The sequence below is a fragment of the Agathobaculum faecis genome, from assembly GCF_014287995.1.
In the GTDB taxonomy this organism is placed as follows: Bacteria; Bacillota; Clostridia; order Oscillospirales; family Butyricicoccaceae; genus Agathobaculum; species Agathobaculum ammoniilyticum.
In genome coordinates this window covers 166,630-182,799 of record NZ_JACOPL010000006.1, presented here as the reverse complement: position 1 = coordinate 182,799, position 16,170 = coordinate 166,630, and the positions used below count along the sequence as shown (strand labels likewise).

The window sequence follows — 16,170 nt, the reverse complement described above, 5'->3', positions numbered from 1 at the left end:
CCTGCACAGCGGGGGCATGCGAACCCAAACAGAAAGCGGGCGGTTATACCGCCCGCTTCCGGAAAACCGGTCTGTTATCAGCTGCGCAGGACCGCGCCGAACGACTTTTCGAGTGCCGCCAGCGCGTTCTTCATCGCCTTGTCGCACTCCTCGTCGGTCAGCGTGCGGTCGGGCGCGCGCATGGACAGCGAGTAGGCCACGGATTTTTTGCCCTCCGGGATGCCCTTGCCCTTATACACGTCGAACAGCTTGACCGACTCGAGGATCGTGCCGGCAGCCTTTTCGATCGCAGCCTGCATAGAGGCCGCTGGAATGGCATCGTCCACCAGCACCGCGATGTCACGGGTCGACGCAGGGAACTTGGGCAGCGGGTGGTACAGCTTGCTGGGATCAATGGATGCGAACAGCGCATCCATGCGCAGCTCAGCCGCCAGCACCTCGCCGGACAAGCCGTAGCGGTCTGCGACCGTGGGATGCACGGTGCCGAATACACCGACCTGCTCGCCGCCGATCAGCACGTTTGCGCAGCGGCCCGGGTGATAGGACGGGTTCGCCTTCTCCGGCACGAACTGCACGCCCTTAATGTTGAGCTCACGGCACAACGCCTCGATCACGCCCTTGAGCTGGAAGAAGGATAGACGGCCGTACGAGCCAAGCGTCAGCACCTTTTCCTCGTGCGGGAGCACGTCCGGATCGGCCTTGCCGTCCTTGATGGACGGGGTATAGATTGTGCCCAGCTCGTAGAGCGACGCAGTCGGGTTGCGGTGCGCGTGGTTGTGCGCAAGCGATTCCAGCATCGAGGGCAGCACGGTCGTGCGCATGACGCTGAAATCCTCACCGAGCGGGTTCAAAATCGTGGTAGAGATGCGGCGTGGGTCGTCCTCGGCCCAGCCAATCATGTCATAGAACTTCGGGGAGATGAACGAGTGGCTCATGGCTTCGTCAAAGCCCGCCTCGCGGCAGACCAGCGCCGCGGCGCGCTCGGCCTGCTGCCTGGGCGTGTATTCGCCCTGCACCATCTCGCCGGCATACAGCGTGGTCGGGATCTTGTCGTAGCCGTACATGCGCGCGACTTCCTCCGCGAGGTCGCACATGCGCGCGATGTCCGTGCGGAAGCTCGGCACGATGACCTCGCCGCTTTCGACTGTGAAGCCCAGCTTCTCGAGGTAAGCCTGCTGCTCCGCATCGGACAGGGACAGGCCGAGCAGGCCGTTCATTTTATCCGGTTCAAAGGGTAGACGCTTGGGGTTGGGGTCGGAGTTGTCCACGTCGATGATGCCGTCGATGACCTCGCCCGCGCCGAGCTGTTCGACCAGCTCGCAGGCGCGGTTGACCGTGTCGAGCGTCATGCGGGGGTCGAGGCCCTTTTCAAAGCGGCCGGACGCCTCGGTGCGCATGCCGAGCGCCTTGGCGGTCACGCGGACGGTCGCGCCGTGGAAGCACGCGGACTCGAACACAACGGTCTTGGTGTCGTCCTCGATCTCGGAGTTCGCGCCGCCCATCACGCCCGCGACCGCGACCGGCTTGTCGTTGTCGCAGATGGCGAGCATTTTGTCGGTCAGATCGTGGTCCTGGCCGTCCAGGGTCTGGATGGACTCGCCGTTACGCGCGCGGCGCACGACGATCTTGCCGTCCGACAGGCAGGAATAGTCGAACGCGTGCATGGGCTGGCCATACTCGAGCATGACGTAGTTGGTAATATCGACGATGTTGTTGATCGGCCGCACACCGGAGGCATGCAGGCGCTCGCGCATCCACACGGGCGAGGGCTCAATCTTGATGTTGCGCACCAGACGTGCGGTGTAGCGCGGACACAGGTCAGGATCCTTGACCTCGACCGACATATGCTTGTTGATATCATCGCCCACGCCCTTGACCAGGGGGGACTTGACTGCGAACGGGCGGTCAAAGGTAGCGGCGGTCTCACGCGCCAGGCCGATAACGCTCAGACAGTCCGGACGGTTGGAGGTGATCTCAAAATCCGCGACATATTCGTCCAGGCCGAGTACCTTTTTGATATCCTCGCCCACCGGAGTACCCGCGGGCAGAAACAGGATGCCGTTCTCGCACGCATAGGGTACGCAGCCGTGGGTCAGGCCCAGCTCCTGGAACGAGCACATCATGCCGTTGGAGACCTCGCCGCGCAGCTTGCCTCTGGTGATCTTGACCCCGCCGGGCAGGGTGGACTTGTGCAGCGCGACAGGGCAGACCTCACCCACCGAATCGGGGGTCACGTTGGGCGCGCCGGTGACGATCTGGACAGGCTCGCCCTGCCCCACGTCGAGCTGGCAGATTTTGAGATGGTCGGAGTCCGGATGGTCAATGACCGACAGCACCTTGCCGGTCACGACGTTTTCGATCTCCGCGCCGAGGTAGAAAACCTCCTCGACCTTGGAGCCGGACATGGTAAGCCGTGCGTCATACTCCTTGGGCGTGACGCCGGAAATATCGGTATAATCCGAAAGCCAGGAAAGCGGCAGTTTCACAAAAATTCCTCCTTGAAATTTTTCGATTGAAACCACGGTTTCAATCGAGGGGGACGCGCCGAACCATGGTTCGGACGCGTTCTAGGCTGCGAAAGGTTCCGACGGGCGAAACTTTTCTCCGCTCTGGTATCAAAACCCTGATACATGCTCGCGGTTTTCTGTTTTATGCGCGCATGGCGCGCCCGTCAAAAGTGAGGACATGCCTGATCTTTGACACCCCGACCCAGCCGCCCTGGGCGGCGACGTTCGGGTGTCGAAGACCGGTTCCTTCGGGACCGGTTTTCGTATATAAGGGACTTGTGAAGTCCCTTATAAGCACGCGAGCGCGTTAAAATTGTTCCAAAAACCGCACGTCGTTTTCATAGAACAGGCGGATGTCGTCGATCTTGAAGCGGCCCATGACCATGCGCTCCAGGCCGATGCCGAACGCGTAGCCTGAGTATTCCTCCGGATCGATACCGCTCATCTCAAGTACCTTGGGGTGTACCATGCCGCAGCCGAGGATCTCGATCCAGCCCTCGCCTTTGCAGAGCGGGCAGCCTTCGCCGTGGCAGCGGTAGCACTGGATGTCCATTTCCGCCGACGGCTCGGTGAACGGGAAGTGGTGCGGGCGGAAACGGACGACCGTGTCCTCGCCGTACAGCTTTTTGGCGAACAGCTCGAGGATACCCTTGAGGTCCGACATGCGGATGCCCTTATCGACGACCAGCCCCTCGATCTGGTGGAACAGCGGGGAGTGGGTCGCGTCCACCGCATCCGAGCGGTACACACGGCCGGGCGCGATGATGCGGATGGGCGGCTTTTTCTTCTCCATCGTGCGCACCTGCATCGGGGAGGTCTGCGTGCGCAGCACCACGTTGTCCGAGATATAGAAGGTGTCCTGCGTGTCGCGCGCAGGATGGTCCTTGGGGATGTTGAGTGCTTCGAAATTGTAGTGGTCAAGCTCGACCTCCGGACCTTCTGCGATCGAGAAGCCCAGGCCGAGGAAAATTTCCTTGAACTCATCCAGCACGATGTTGAGCGGATGCTTTTTGCCGATCACGACCTCCTCGCCCGGCAGGGTCACGTCGATTGTTTCGGCCTCCAGCTTGTGCGCGAGCGCGGCCTGCTCAATGACCAGCTTCTGCTTTTCGATTATGGTTTCGATCTCGGCGCGCACGTCGTTGATGAGCTGGCCTACGGCCGGGCGTTCCTCTGCGGCAACGTCCTTCATGCCCTTGAGGAGCGCGGTCAGCTCTCCTTTTTTGCCAAGGAACTTGACGCGCGCTTCGTCAAGCGCGCGCGGGTCCGCGGCGGCGGCAAGCTGTTCCTTTGCGGCCTGCAGGATGCCTTGCAGCTTTTCTTTCATGGTTGCCTCTCCTTTTTATATGAAAAATCAGCGTTTGGGACAAAATAAAAGCCTTTCGTCCCATGAATTAGGGACGAAAGGCATAAAAGCAGCTTCCGTGGTACCACCCTGATTCCCAGCCGGAGCCGGGCGCTCATTGAACGCCGGTAACGGGGCGTCAACCCGCCTGCGCCTACTGGAAAAGCCGTTCAGCGCCGGTGCTCGCAGGGGAACTTCGCGTCATGTCTCTTTGGGCGGCTTGCAGCCAAAGGCCGCCTTCTCTGAAAAGAGGGGGATGGCGTTACTTTCCCTGTTCATCGCAGTTTGGTATTCATAGACAGTAATATTAAACCACATCTTTCGGGGGATTGCAAGTGGAAGGCATGTTTTTTTTGACAGGCAGGAAAGAGGGGGTGCCGCGCCGCTTGACAAATCTGTGGTTTTTGGATATACTGTTAAAGTTGATATGCAAAATGCGATGAAAAAGAGGAGTATTCCCGCTTCGCGCGCTGCAGAGAGAGGGCGGTCGGTGCAAGCCCTTGGGCGGAGGGAAGAAAGTCGCTTTGGAGCAGGAGGCCGAATGCCAGTAGGCTGTCCCGTCCCGCCCACGTTACGGGCAAACGAGTGCGCGGCGGCATTGCCGCGAATTCAGGTGGTACCACGGAGCACGCTTCGTCCTGTACGGACAGCGTGCCTTTTTGTTTTCCGCAATCAAACCGAAAAGGAGACAGACCAATGAGCGAACTGCCAAAGACCTACGACCCGAAATCGGTCGAGGACAAGCTGTACAGCTTCTGGAACGATTCCGGCTTTTTCCACGCCGAGGTCAATCCGGACAAGAAACCCTACACCATCGTTATCCCGCCTCCGAACGTGACCGGCCAGCTCCACATGGGCCATGCGTTCGATGAAACGCTGCAGGACATTCTCATCCGCACCAAGCGTATGCAGGGCTATGAGGCGCTGTGGATGCCCGGCACCGACCACGCGGGCATCGCCACCCAGATCAAGGTGGAGGAGACGCTCCGCAAGGAGGAGGGCAAGACCCGCTATGACCTTGGCCGCGAGAAGTTCCTCGAGCGCGTGTGGGACTGGAAGCACCAGTACGGCAACCGCATCATCAGCCAGCTCAAAAAGCTCGGCTCCTCCTGCGACTGGGAACGCGAGCGCTTCACCATGGACGAGGGCTGCTCCAAGGCCGTGCGCGAGGTGTTCGTCAACCTGTATGATAAGGGCCTGATCTACAAGGGACACCGCATTATCAACTGGTGTCCGCACTGTGCGACCGCGCTTTCGGACGCCGAGGTTGAGTACGAAACCCAGCCGGGCAAGCTGTGGCACATCCGTTACCCGCTGGCGGACGGCTCAGGCGACCTGGTGGTCGCCACCACCCGTCCGGAAACCTTTATGGGCGACACCGGCGTGGCCGTCAACCCGAACGACGAGCGCTATCAGCATCTGATCGGCAAGACCTGCATCCTGCCAATCATGAACCGTGAGATCCCGATCTTCGGCGATGAGTACGTCGATATGGAATTCGGCACGGGCTGCGTCAAGGTCACGCCATGCCATGACCCGAACGACTTCGAGATGGGCCAGCGCCACAACCTTGAGCAGATCCTCGTGTTCAACGAGGATGCGACCGTCAACGAAAACGGCGGCAAGTACGAGGGGATGGACCGCTACGAATGCCGCAAGGCGGTTATCCGTGACCTCGAGGAGGGCGGCTACCTTGTCAAAACCGAGGACCACGAGCACAACGTCGGCACCTGCTACCGCTGCGGCACGACCGTTGAGCCGATGACCTCCGCGCAGTGGTTCGTCAAGATGGCGCCGCTGGCGAAGCCCGCAATGGACGTGGTACACGAGGGCAAGACCAGGTTCGTGCCGGACCGCTTCGCCAAGACCTACCTGCGCTGGATGGAGAACGTGCATGACTGGTGCATCTCGCGTCAGCTCTGGTGGGGCCACCGCATTCCGGCGTTTTACTGCGACGACTGCGGCGAAATGACCGTCTCCAAGGAAGACGTCCACGTCTGCCCGAAGTGCGGCAGCAAAAACGTCCGCCAGGAGGAGGACGTGCTGGATACCTGGTTCTCGTCCGCGCTGTGGCCGTTCTCCACGCTCGGCTGGCCGGAAAAAACGCCGGAGCTTGACTACTTCTACCCGACTTCCACGCTGGTCACGGGGTACGATATCATCTTCTTCTGGGTGGCGCGCATGATCTTTTCGGGCGTCGAGCATATGGGCGAGACGCCGTTCGAGACCGTGTATATCCACGGTCTGGTGCGCGATGCGCAGGGCCGCAAGATGTCCAAATCGCTCGGTAATGGCATCGACCCGCTGGAGGTCATCGACCAGTATGGCGCGGACGCGCTGCGCTTCACGCTCGCGACCGGCAACAGCCCCGGCAATGACATGCGCTTCTCGACCGAGCGCGTCGAGGCGAGCCGCAACTTCTGCAACAAGATCTGGAATGCGTCCCGCTTCATCCAGATGAACCTGACGATTGGCAGGGACAAGGCGGCGTCGCTGCCCGCCGACCTCGCGCTTGAGGACAAGTGGATCGTCTCCAAATATAACACGCTGGTGGCCGAGGTCACCCGCAACATCGACCAGTATGAGTTGGGCCTGGCCGCCGCGAAGCTGAACGACTTCATCTGGGATAACTTCTGCGACTGGTATATTGAGATCGCCAAGACCCGCTTGCAGGCGGGCGACGAGAAAGTGCAGCAGGTGCTATGCTATGTGTTGTCGGGCGCGATGCAGCTGTTGCATCCGTTCATGCCGTTCATCACCGAAACCATCTGGCAGGCGCTGCCGCACGAGGGGCCGTCGGTGATGGTGTCTCAATGGCCGCAGTATGACGAAACATTGCGCTTTGCGGAAGAGGAAGCGCAGATGGAGACCCTGATGGACGCGGTGCGCGCGATCCGCAACCGCCGCAGCGAGATGAACGTGCCGCCCTCCAAAAAGGCCAAGGTGCTGATCCTGACCGAGAAGCGCGATACCTTCGCCGCCGGTGCGGGCTTCTTCCCCAAGCTGGCCTATGCCTCCGCGATCGAGCTGGTGGACGCAGTACCCGCGGACGCGGCCAAAATGGCAAGTGTCGTCACGGGCGACGCGCAGCTCTATATGCCGATGGGTGACCTGATCGACTTCGCCGCCGAGCGCACGCGCCTCGAAAAGGAGAAGGCCAAGGTCGAGGATGACATCGCGTTTGTGATGAAAAAGCTGGATAATCCGAGCTTTACCCAAAAGGCGCCGGAAAAGATCGTCGCGGTCGAGCGGGAGAAGGCGGAAAAGCTGCGCGAGCACCTCGCCAAGCTCGAGGAGTCTATCGCCGCGCTGGGATAAAACGAACAGAGGAAAAAGGAGGAAGCCGCGCTTCCTCCTTTTCTTTTTGTAAAAGTGTGTTATAATACTGAATAAAACGGAGTCCGGAGACAAAGGCATGGAGCATACTTATTTTTTCCAAACAACAGTATGGAGGGCCAGCGGCACCTACTATGATGCGGAGGGGCGGTCGTTCCTGTTAATGGGAGAGGTGCAGGTGCGGCGCACGGCATCCGAATGGACGCTGGCAGGCACGCTCACCGTGCGGTCCGACCCGCCGGTTCAGTTTTCCAACAGCTACCGCATCGCGCGTACGGAAACGCCAGACACGCTTTGTTGGGAATCGTACAACCCCGCGCTGGGGACGCTGCGCGGCACATTTGAGATCGTCGGCCCGTGCATCGTATCAATATACCGCTCCACGGAGGACGGATACAGCGGTACGGAAACGCTGCGCCAGCTCGACGGGCAGACGTATGAAAACGTTGGGGTGTCGTTCCGAAACGGCAGGCGCATATCCTCGTGGACAGCGCGTATTCACAGAGAGGAGGCGGAAACGATTGGGCTACCGATGGATTGATATGGAGAACTATCCGCGCATCCAGCATTTTGCGTATTTCCGCGGCCTTGCCTATCCCTATGTAGGCTTGACGGCGGAGGTGGATATTACATTGCTGATGCAACGGATGGAGCGAGAGAGGATACCGTTTTTCCTAACGGTCTGCTATTGTGCGGCCCGTGCGGCAAACGCGGTGCCGCAGCTGCGCCAGCGGATTCGTGGGGACAAGATCATCGAATTTGACAGGTGTATGACATCGCATACTGTTGCGCTGGAAGATGGCACATACTGCTACTGTACACTGGACAGCGGGATGGCTTTTGGGGACTTCCTGTCCTATGCGGCGCGAGTGCAGGAGCGGGCGGCCACCGCCCGCTCGCTGGGCGAGAGCGAAGAGGATGCGGAGGCGTGCTTTTTTGTATCTACGCTGCCGTGGCTGACTTACACCGCGTTGGTGCAGCCGGTGCCGCAGCCTGCGGACAGCAATCCGCGCATCACATGGGGCAGATATTTCACACGGGAGCAGAGGACCCTGCTGCCGGTTTCTCTGCTGTGCCATCATGCATTGGTGGACGGAATACATATCGCCGCGTTTTACAGGGAGCTGGACAAACAGATCCGAATGGTAGCGGAAAACGGAAAGGATGGGAAACAGTACGGTTATGATGCAGAGCGGAACGCCCAAAACAGCAATTGACTACATCCACGCCCTCGGCCGCTTTACCGGCAGGCCGGGGCTGCACCGCATCCGCGCGCTGTGCGCGGCGCTGGGGGACCCGCAGGACGGGCTGCGCTTCGTCCATATCGCAGGTACGAACGGCAAGGGCTCGACCGCGTGCATGACGGCGTCGATCCTGCAGGCTGCGGGCTATCGGGTGGGGCTGTATACTTCGCCATATCTGGTGCAGTTCCATGAGCGCATCCGCGTAAACGGCGCGCTGATATCGGACGGCGATCTCACACGGCTGTCCGGAGAGGTGGCGGCTGCGGCGAAAGGCCTGTCCCTGCCGGCTGGGGAAACGATCGGCGAATTTGAGTTCACCACCGCACTGGGGTTCCGGTATTTCGCGGAACAGGGCTGCGACATTGTGGTGCTGGAAACCGGGCTGGGCGGCCGGTGCGACGCAACCAATGTGGTGCGGACGACCGAGGTCAGCGTCATCACCCCGATTTCACGCGACCACATGGCGGTGCTGGGCGATACGGTGGCCGAGATCGCGGGGGAAAAGGCCGCGATCATCAAGCCGGCATCCGCTGTGGTGTGCGCAGACGGCCAGCCGGAGGAAGCGCAGGTCGTGATCCACCATGCGTGCGAAGCGCTGGGTGCGGTGTGGTATGAGGGAGAGCGCGAATGCCGCCTGCTGCGCTGCGGTATCGACGGTTCGGCCTTTGTCTGCCGGGGGCAGGGATACACTGTCGCCATGCCCGGCCGCCACCAACTACAGAACGCGATGACCGCGCTGCGCACTGTGGACGCTCTGCGGTTGCGCGGCTGGGAGATACCGGTGGAGGCCGCGGTGCGCGGCCTGGCGCGGGCGCGCATGCAGGGCCGCCTGGAGCGCGTGGTGGACCAGCCGCTCGTCCTGCTCGACGGGGCGCACAATGAGGCGGGGATAGAGGCGCTCTGCCGCACGGTGGACGAGCTTCTCAAAATGCGCCGCCTGCATGTGGTCATGGGCATGGTGCGGGATAAGGAGTACGAGGTCTGCGTCCGGCGGATGGCGCGGCGCGCGGACGTGTTCTATGCCTGCGCGCCGGATACGGAGGACCGTTCCCTGAACGAACAGACGGTTGCCGCGCTGGCGGAGCAGGGCTGCGCCGAGGTATATGACTGCCATACGGTAGAGCGTGCGCTGGCCGCGGCGCTGGGGAATGCCTCGCAGGAGGACTGCATTCTGGTGTGCGGCTCGCTGTTTCTGGTTGGAGAGGCCGAAAAAATCCTGCGGACGCGACAAAAAACGGCAGAATAAACAGTTAAATATTGGTAATATAAGGCTTGTACAAGGGTACAGGCCTTTTTCTTTTTGGGAGAACAAACGAGGTGAATATATATGCTGCATATCACACAGGCCGAGCGGGACGGTACGCTGATGATCTCGCTTTCCGGCGAGCTGGACCACCATGCGGCGCGTGCGGCTATCGAGCAGGCGGAGGACCTGCTTGTGCTTTACCCCTGCGAAAAGCTGATCCTCAACCTGTCCGGACTGACGTTCATGGACAGTTCGGGATTGGCGGTCGTGCTGCACCTGCACCGTACCTGCGCGCGCAGCGGCTATGAATTTATCGTGCGGGGCGCGCCGCCGCAGCCCATGCGCGTGTTCGAGGCCGCGGGACTGCCGCAGGTTATGATTTTTGAGAGGGGGGAATAAGATGCGCGCTGTCGTTAACAAAATGAGCCTGAAATTTGAAAGCCGCTCGGTCAATGAGGCGTTCGCGCGGCAGTCGGTAGGCGCGTTCGTGGCGCAGCTCGATCCCACGATGGAGGAGCTGGGCGATATCAAAACCGTGGTGAGCGAGGCGGTCACAAACGCGATCGTACACGGCTACGCGGATAAGGCCGGCTTTATCACGGTCGCGGTGCGCCTGCTGGAAGGGCGGGTGCTGGAGCTAAAGGTAAAGGACGCCGGCCGCGGCATAGAGAACGTCGAGCAGGCGCGCCAGCCCATGTTCACGACCGGCGACGATACGCGCAGCGGCATGGGCTTCACCATCATGGAAACCTTTACGGATAAGCTGCGCGTGCGCTCCACGCCCGGCAAGGGGACGATGGTGACCATGGTCAAGGTACTTAAGGAGCGCGGCGCGTGACGACCAGCATGCGCGGCCTGCTGGAACAGGCCGCCGCGGGCGACCGCGGCGCGGAAGCTCGGCTGATCGAGGAAAACAGCGGGTTGATTTGGTCGATCGCGCGGCGTTACTATGGGCGCGGCGCCGAACCGGACGATCTGTACCAGCTCGCCTGCGTGGGCTTTATCAAGGCGGTTCGCGGCTTTGACCCAGCGCTGGGCAACGAATTTTCCACCTATGCGGTACCCAAGATCGCGGGCGAGATCCGACGCTTCCTGCGGGACGACGGCGCGGTCAAGGTCAGCAGGTCGGTCAAGGAGCGGTCGGTGCGGGTGCGGCGCATCCAAAGCGAGCTGGAAAGCAGAACCGGTCGTTCGCCAACCGTGTCCGAGCTGGCGGAAGCCGCCGGTCTGACCGTGGAAGAGGTTGCTGCATGCGAGCAGGCGGACGTAGCCGTGGACTCCTTTGAACGCGAGCTATCCGGCGGCGGGCGGCTGGGCGATATTGTAGGCGACGAGGGCATGGAGGAGCGTGCCTGCCTGTATTTGTCCTTGGGCGAGGCGCTGAGGACGCTGCCGGATCGCGACCGGCAGGTGCTGGCGCTGCGTTTCTCGCGCGACCTGACACAGCAGCAGGTGTCCAGGATCATCGGAGTATCGCAGGTGCAGGTGTCGCGGATTGAAAAACGGGCGATCCAGGCGCTGCGGGAAAAGCTGATGGAATAGGCGGGCTGTCCGTTGAGGGACAGCCCGCTTGGGTTATTCTGATTCAGTTGCTTCCACAGAATCCGCAGATGTGTAAAAGGTCAGTTCGTTGAAAGCGGATTGGCATTCACCCTTCTTTTCGGAAATGGCGCTGGAGTAGGTCAGCCTGGAGTAGCCGCTGGGATAAGCAGAGATCAGGCTGTAATAATCGTTGACAGCTAGATAGTAGTTTTTTGCTGCATCATAAAAGTCGCCGGTGCCTTCTGTGCCAAGCAGTGTTTTGGCATCGTCCATAACATCTTTGGCGTAGCTGCGGAAATCATGGACGCTTTGGGCGCGGTCTTTGAGAGAACCGCTATTTAACTCTTCGTATGCGCTTTCATCAAAATAACAGTTCATGACACTTCCTGTTGTCGTCCAGTTCTCCAGTAGAAGTGATGCGGCAGAATCGATCGCCACCTCAGCCAGATAGAGGTTGCCAGCCGCATTGTTTAGATCCTCGTCTGTGGGGGAACCGCTGGAGTTCCCCTGTCCACATGCACACAGGGAAAACGTTATGACACCCGAGAATAACAGTGATAATACTTTTTTCATCTTTTTCGCCCTTTCTGTGTTTTGATTTTGGATTACTACCTAAACTATATCACAGTTTCTGGTTGAGGTCAATTGACCCCAAAAACAAAATGAGCTCTTGCTATTATGGAAAACAGTAGGAGGGTACATTCATGCTGGATACCAAGGCTGTTGGTAAAACAATACAGGGGCTGCGGCGGAAAAAAGGGTTGACGCAGGAACAACTGAGCGGTTTGGCTGCTCTTGACCGCACGCACTACAGTAAGATTGAGAGGGGGTTGCGCAGTCCGACGCTTGATACGATTTTTAAAATAGCATTTGCATTGGATATGGAGCCACACGAATTGATACAGGTGATCGAAAGGAACGTGGCATTTGACTTTATTGAATTTTAGTAAAAGAAAGAGGGCGGGCGCATCGCGTCCGTCCTCTTTTTCCAGCCTTATATCAGTTTTTCCATAAATTGCGCGGCCGATTTTGCCATTAACCGCTTGGTGCCTTTCTGGTCGAAGGCGATTTCGAGCAGCGCGTCGCCGCCCATGGGCTTGACCGAAACGACCATCCCATCGCCGAATGCCTTGTGGCGTACGCGGCAGCCGGCGGAGAAATCGGGCAGGGGGGAACCGGCCGGCTGTGCCGCGGGAGCGGCAAAGGAGGGGGCGGCCGCGGCAGGGGAAACATAACGCGCCCGCGCGACCTGCGCGCGGGACAGCCCGGGGGCGGGCTGGGTGACCTGCTGGAACATGCGGCGCTCCACAATGTTGCTGTCGAGCAGCTCGCGCGGCATCTCGTCGATAAAGCGGGAGGGATGCGCGTATTGAGTGCGGCCGTACAGCATGCGCCGTTCGGCACAAGTCAGGTACAACTGCTCCTTGGCGCGCGTCACCGCAACGTAGCACAGGCGGCGCTCCTCCTCCATATCCTCGTCGCGCTCCATCGCGCGGAAGCCGGGAAACAGGCCGTCCTCCATGCCCGCGAGGAATACGACCGGAAATTCCAGCCCCTTGGCCGAGTGCATGGTCATCATCAGGACCGCGTCCTCCTCCTCGCCGGACTGGTCGGCGTCTGTGTACAGCGCCATTTCCTCAAGGAAGCCCGCAAGAGAAGCGTCGTCATGGTCGTTTTCATAGCTGACGATGTAGGATTTAAGCTCTTCGATATGCTCGATACGGCTCTGCTCCTCCGCGCCGCCCCTGGCTTCCAACGCGGCGAGATAGCCGGTCTGGTCGAGCAGCCCGTCGTACAGCTCGGAAAGGGAGAGGAACTCCTTCTGCTTCCGCAGGTTTTCCATCATTTCGCCGAATTTTTCCATTGCCGCCGCGCCGCGGGACAGGGCGGGATAGTCCGACGCGTGGCACACCGTTTCGTACAGCGTCACGCCGTTTTCCACAGCGAGCTGTGCCGCCGTTTCAACCGATTTGTCGCCGATCTTGCGCGCGGGTACATTGATGATGCGGCGCAGGCGCAGCTCGTCCGCCGGATTTTCCAGCACCCACAGGTAAGCGAACATATCGCGCACCTCGGCGCGCGAGAAGAAGTCGCGTCCCTTGTACACACGGTAGGGGATGCCCGCGCGGATGAACGCGGCCGCGATATTGTCCGACAGGACGTTGTTGCGGTAAAGCACCGCGAAATCACCCCAGCGAAGTCCCTGCTCCACTCCCTCGCGGATGGTATCCGCGATGTAGGCGGCCTCGCCCTCCTGGCTGTCCGAGCGGTGCAGGTGGATCTTGGCGCCGTCGCCGTGGTCGGTCCACAGCTCCTTGCCCTTGCGGCCGACATTGTTGCGGATGACCTCGTTGGCGGCGTTCAGGATATTGCCGGTCGAACGGTAGTTCTGTTCCAGACGGATGGTTTTCGCGTCCTTGAACTGCTTTTCAAATTCGAGAATATTGGTAATGGTGGCTCCCCGGAATTTGTAAATGGATTGGTCGTCGTCCCCGACAACGCAGATGTTCTCGTAATAGCCCGCCAGCAGGCTGGTCAGCACATACTGGGCGTAGTTGGTGTCCTGATACTCGTCCACCAGCACATAGCGGAATTTGCGCTGGTAGTATTCCAGCACATCCGGATTGCTCTGCAGCAGGAGGACGGTTTTCATGATAATGTCGTCGAAATCAAGCGCACAGGCCTTTTTCATTTCTTTTTCGTAAAGCTGGTACACCTCCGCGACCTTTTCGCGGAAGTAGTCGCCCGCCCCGTCCGCGCGGAACTGCCTAGGGGTCATCAGCTTGTCCTTGGCGCGGCTGATCATACTCATGACGGTGCGCGGGTCGAACGTTTTGGTATCCAGGTTGAGCGATTTCATCACGTTCGTGACGACGCGCTTTTTATCGTCCTCGTCATAGATGGTGAAAGCGGTCTCAAAGCCGAGCAGGTCGACATGGCGCCGCAGGATGCGCAGGCAGGCGGTATGGAACGTATAGGCCCAGACGGCGGAGGCGGATTCTTCATCTCCCAGCGCGGCCTGCAGGCGCTCGTGCAGCTCGCGCGCGGCCTTGTTGGTGAACGTGATCGCGATGACCTCCCACGGCTTTGCCGGATGCATGGCGCACAGCCGCTCCGCGTGTTCCCGATTTTCCGGCTGGGGGGCGGTCAGGTATTCGGTGAGGAACAGCAGGTCCTCCTCGGTGGCGCCTGCAGGCGCATAGGAGCTGTCCAGCCCCTCGCCAAAGCGCAGGATATTGATGATGCGGTTGATGAGCACGGTGGTTTTGCCGCTACCCGCGCCCGCAAGGATAAGCAGCGGCCCCTCGGTGGCAAATACCGCCTCGCGCTGCTTTTCGTTCAGGGAAGAAAAGCGCTGCTCTATAATGGCGCGCCGTATGGACGCGTACTTCAGGTCGAATTTGGTCGGTTCCATAGGTTTCCTCGTTTCATGATGGAGATACAAAACCAGTATAGCATAAAAACAGAGGGAAAACAAATGTTCCCGTTCCGACCCTGCGGGAGTGCCGCAGGATGATAAAATCTCCTTTCTTGTATTTTTGTGGAATAAAAATAGGCATTTGTGGAGTTTAACTCAACAAATGGTGAGTGTAAACGCACAAAAGTAGAATAGCATGATATTTTTATCGGGGCATTACATGGGTAGACTTATTACCATGAGGTGATAAGAATGGATTTCAGGCATTCCGATAAATACAGGAAGCTCGGGCTTAATGTCGCATACTACCGGAAGGACCGGCATTTCACGCAGGAAGGACTGGCGGAGGTAATCGATGTGGACCGGTCCACGATCGCGAAAATCGAGGGCGCGACAGCAGGTGCGTCAATGGATACCCTGTTCGATATCGCGGACGCGCTGGAGCTCCCTGCGTATAAGCTGCTGGAATTCCGCGATTGATATGCTGGCGCGGACCAAAACGCCGATAAAAAAACCGCCCTGGACAGGGCGGTTTTTTTCAGGCAAAGCCCAGCAAAAGGCTCGCGGTATGCACGATAAAGCACAGCGCACAGCCGAAAACTGTGGGCAGGGCGATGGCGGCAAGCGTCCATTTGACGCTGCGGCATTCCTTCCAGATCGTCAGGCAGGTGGTGGAGCAAGGCCAGTGTGCAACGGCAAAGAACAGCGTGCAGAGCGCGGTTGTCAGCGTCCAGCCGTTGGCGAGCAACAGGGTATGGAACGAGGCAAGGTCTGCGATGTCCGCAAGCGTACCGGTTGCCAGATAGCCCATCACGATCAGCGGCATGACCAGCTCGTTGGCGGGGAAGCCCAGCACGAAAGCCAGCAGGATGACTCCATCCAGGCCGAGCAGCCGCGCAAAGGGGTCGAGGAAAGCAGTCAGATGGCTGAAAACCGGAATGCCGCCGACCGTGATATTGGCGAGCAGCCAGATCACCAGCCCAGCGGGCGCGGCGACCGCTGCCGCCCGACCCAGGACGAACAGGGTGCGGTCGAATATACTGCGCAGGATGACCCTGCCGATCTGCGGCGCACGGTAGGGGGGCAGCTCGAGGGTGAAGGAGGAGGGCACCCCTTTCAGTATCGTCGCGGAGAGCAGGCGGGAGGCGGCGAGCGTGAGCAGCACGCTGCCTGCGATGACCGTGGTCAGCAGCAGGGAGCCGCCGGCGGCGCTGCCGGCAAAAAAGACCGAGCAGAGGAAGATCAGCAGCGGGAAGCGCCCGTTGCAGGGGGCGAACGAGTTGGTGAGCATGGCGATCAGACGCTCGCGCGGGGAGTCGATGATGCGGCAGCCGACAACACCGCAGGCGTTGCATCCAAACCCCATGCACATGCTTGGGGAAAAAGTGGATGCGAACTTTTTGTTCGTTTTTTTATATAGTGAAAAGGAGGAGCTTGACTCACTCCGGCAGGAAAAAGGCAGTCCGCCACAAGCTCAAGCGCCAGCATGCACGGCATCGAGCGTTATTTTGGGGCAAAGAGGCGGAGAAAGT

Annotated in this window: 13 protein-coding genes, 1 pseudogene and 2 other annotated features; of the genes and pseudogenes, 9 read left to right on the top strand and 5 right to left on the bottom strand. The window is 59.8% G+C overall.

The window, feature by feature from the left end:
• Positions 1–77: 77 nt before the first annotated feature.
• Positions 78–2,486: a phenylalanine--tRNA ligase subunit beta gene (gene pheT / locus H8S45_RS08110; protein ID WP_186949912.1), complete on the bottom strand. Its 2,409-nt coding sequence runs from the start codon at positions 2,484–2,486 to the stop codon at positions 78–80.
• Positions 2,487–2,814: 328 nt separating this feature from the next.
• On the bottom strand, positions 2,815–3,834 hold the full coding sequence (pheS, locus tag H8S45_RS08105; RefSeq protein ID WP_107631687.1) for a phenylalanine--tRNA ligase subunit alpha: 1,020 nt from the start codon (positions 3,832–3,834) through the stop codon (positions 2,815–2,817).
• Positions 3,835–3,900: 66 nt separating this feature from the next.
• Positions 3,901–4,140: a binding site (T-box leader), on the bottom strand.
• Between the two features lie 142 nt (positions 4,141–4,282).
• Positions 4,283–4,496 (top strand) — a binding site (T-box leader).
• Positions 4,497–4,548: 52 nt separating this feature from the next.
• Here pheS and H8S45_RS08100 point away from each other — a divergent pair.
• From H8S45_RS08100 to H8S45_RS08070, 7 genes are all read left to right on the top strand, one after another.
• A complete protein-coding gene (locus H8S45_RS08100; RefSeq protein ID WP_054326373.1) occupies positions 4,549–7,170 on the top strand; it encodes a valine--tRNA ligase in 2,622 nt (873 codons plus the stop codon).
• Positions 7,171–7,267: 97 nt separating this feature from the next.
• Positions 7,268–7,729, top strand: a complete 462-nt coding sequence (locus tag H8S45_RS08095) for a hypothetical protein (protein WP_054326374.1) — start codon at positions 7,268–7,270, stop codon at positions 7,727–7,729.
• Positions 7,710–8,405: a CatA-like O-acetyltransferase gene (locus H8S45_RS08090; RefSeq protein ID WP_054326375.1), complete on the top strand. Its 696-nt coding sequence runs from the start codon at positions 7,710–7,712 to the stop codon at positions 8,403–8,405. The genes H8S45_RS08095 and H8S45_RS08090 overlap by 20 nt, the downstream gene beginning before the upstream one ends.
• Complete coding sequence (locus tag H8S45_RS08085) at positions 8,371–9,678, top strand: bifunctional folylpolyglutamate synthase/dihydrofolate synthase (protein ID WP_054326376.1); 1,308 nt, start codon at positions 8,371–8,373, stop codon at positions 9,676–9,678. Before H8S45_RS08090 ends, H8S45_RS08085 begins: the two co-directional genes overlap by 35 nt.
• 81 nt (positions 9,679–9,759) lie before the next feature.
• Positions 9,760–10,077, top strand: coding sequence for an anti-sigma factor antagonist (locus H8S45_RS08080; RefSeq protein ID WP_054326377.1), 318 nt, complete (start codon positions 9,760–9,762; stop codon positions 10,075–10,077).
• A 1-nt stretch (position 10,078) separates the two neighbouring features.
• On the top strand, positions 10,079–10,516 hold the full coding sequence (gene spoIIAB / locus H8S45_RS08075; protein WP_054326378.1) for an anti-sigma F factor: 438 nt from the start codon (positions 10,079–10,081) through the stop codon (positions 10,514–10,516).
• Positions 10,513–11,220: a sigma-70 family RNA polymerase sigma factor gene (locus tag H8S45_RS08070; RefSeq protein WP_242977925.1), complete on the top strand. Its 708-nt coding sequence runs from the start codon at positions 10,513–10,515 to the stop codon at positions 11,218–11,220. The genes spoIIAB and H8S45_RS08070 overlap by 4 nt, the downstream gene beginning before the upstream one ends.
• A 33-nt stretch (positions 11,221–11,253) precedes the next feature.
• Here the strand turns inward: H8S45_RS08070 and H8S45_RS08065 are convergent, their stop codons facing one another.
• Positions 11,254–11,793: a hypothetical protein gene (locus tag H8S45_RS08065; protein WP_147573983.1), complete on the bottom strand. Its 540-nt coding sequence runs from the start codon at positions 11,791–11,793 to the stop codon at positions 11,254–11,256.
• 131 nt (positions 11,794–11,924) lie between these two features.
• Between H8S45_RS08065 and H8S45_RS08060 the strand changes: the two genes are divergently transcribed.
• Positions 11,925–12,167 (top strand): helix-turn-helix domain-containing protein, encoded by a 243-nt coding sequence (locus H8S45_RS08060; RefSeq protein ID WP_082396823.1) that lies wholly within the window; start codon positions 11,925–11,927, stop codon positions 12,165–12,167.
• A gap of 47 nt (positions 12,168–12,214) precedes the next feature.
• Here H8S45_RS08060 and H8S45_RS08055 read toward each other — a convergent pair whose 3' ends face one another.
• Complete coding sequence (locus tag H8S45_RS08055) at positions 12,215–14,635, bottom strand: ATP-dependent helicase (protein WP_186949910.1); 2,421 nt, start codon at positions 14,633–14,635, stop codon at positions 12,215–12,217.
• Between the two features lie 255 nt (positions 14,636–14,890).
• Here H8S45_RS08055 and H8S45_RS08050 point away from each other — a divergent pair, with 255 nt between their 5' ends.
• Complete coding sequence (locus tag H8S45_RS08050; RefSeq protein ID WP_054326381.1) at positions 14,891–15,118, top strand: helix-turn-helix transcriptional regulator; 228 nt, start codon at positions 14,891–14,893, stop codon at positions 15,116–15,118.
• A gap of 58 nt (positions 15,119–15,176) precedes the next feature.
• Here the strand turns inward: H8S45_RS08050 and H8S45_RS08045 are convergent.
• A pseudogene (locus H8S45_RS08045) lies at positions 15,177–16,013 on the bottom strand (nucleoside recognition domain-containing protein); the annotation flags it as partial.
• Positions 16,014–16,170: the final 157 nt, after the last annotated feature.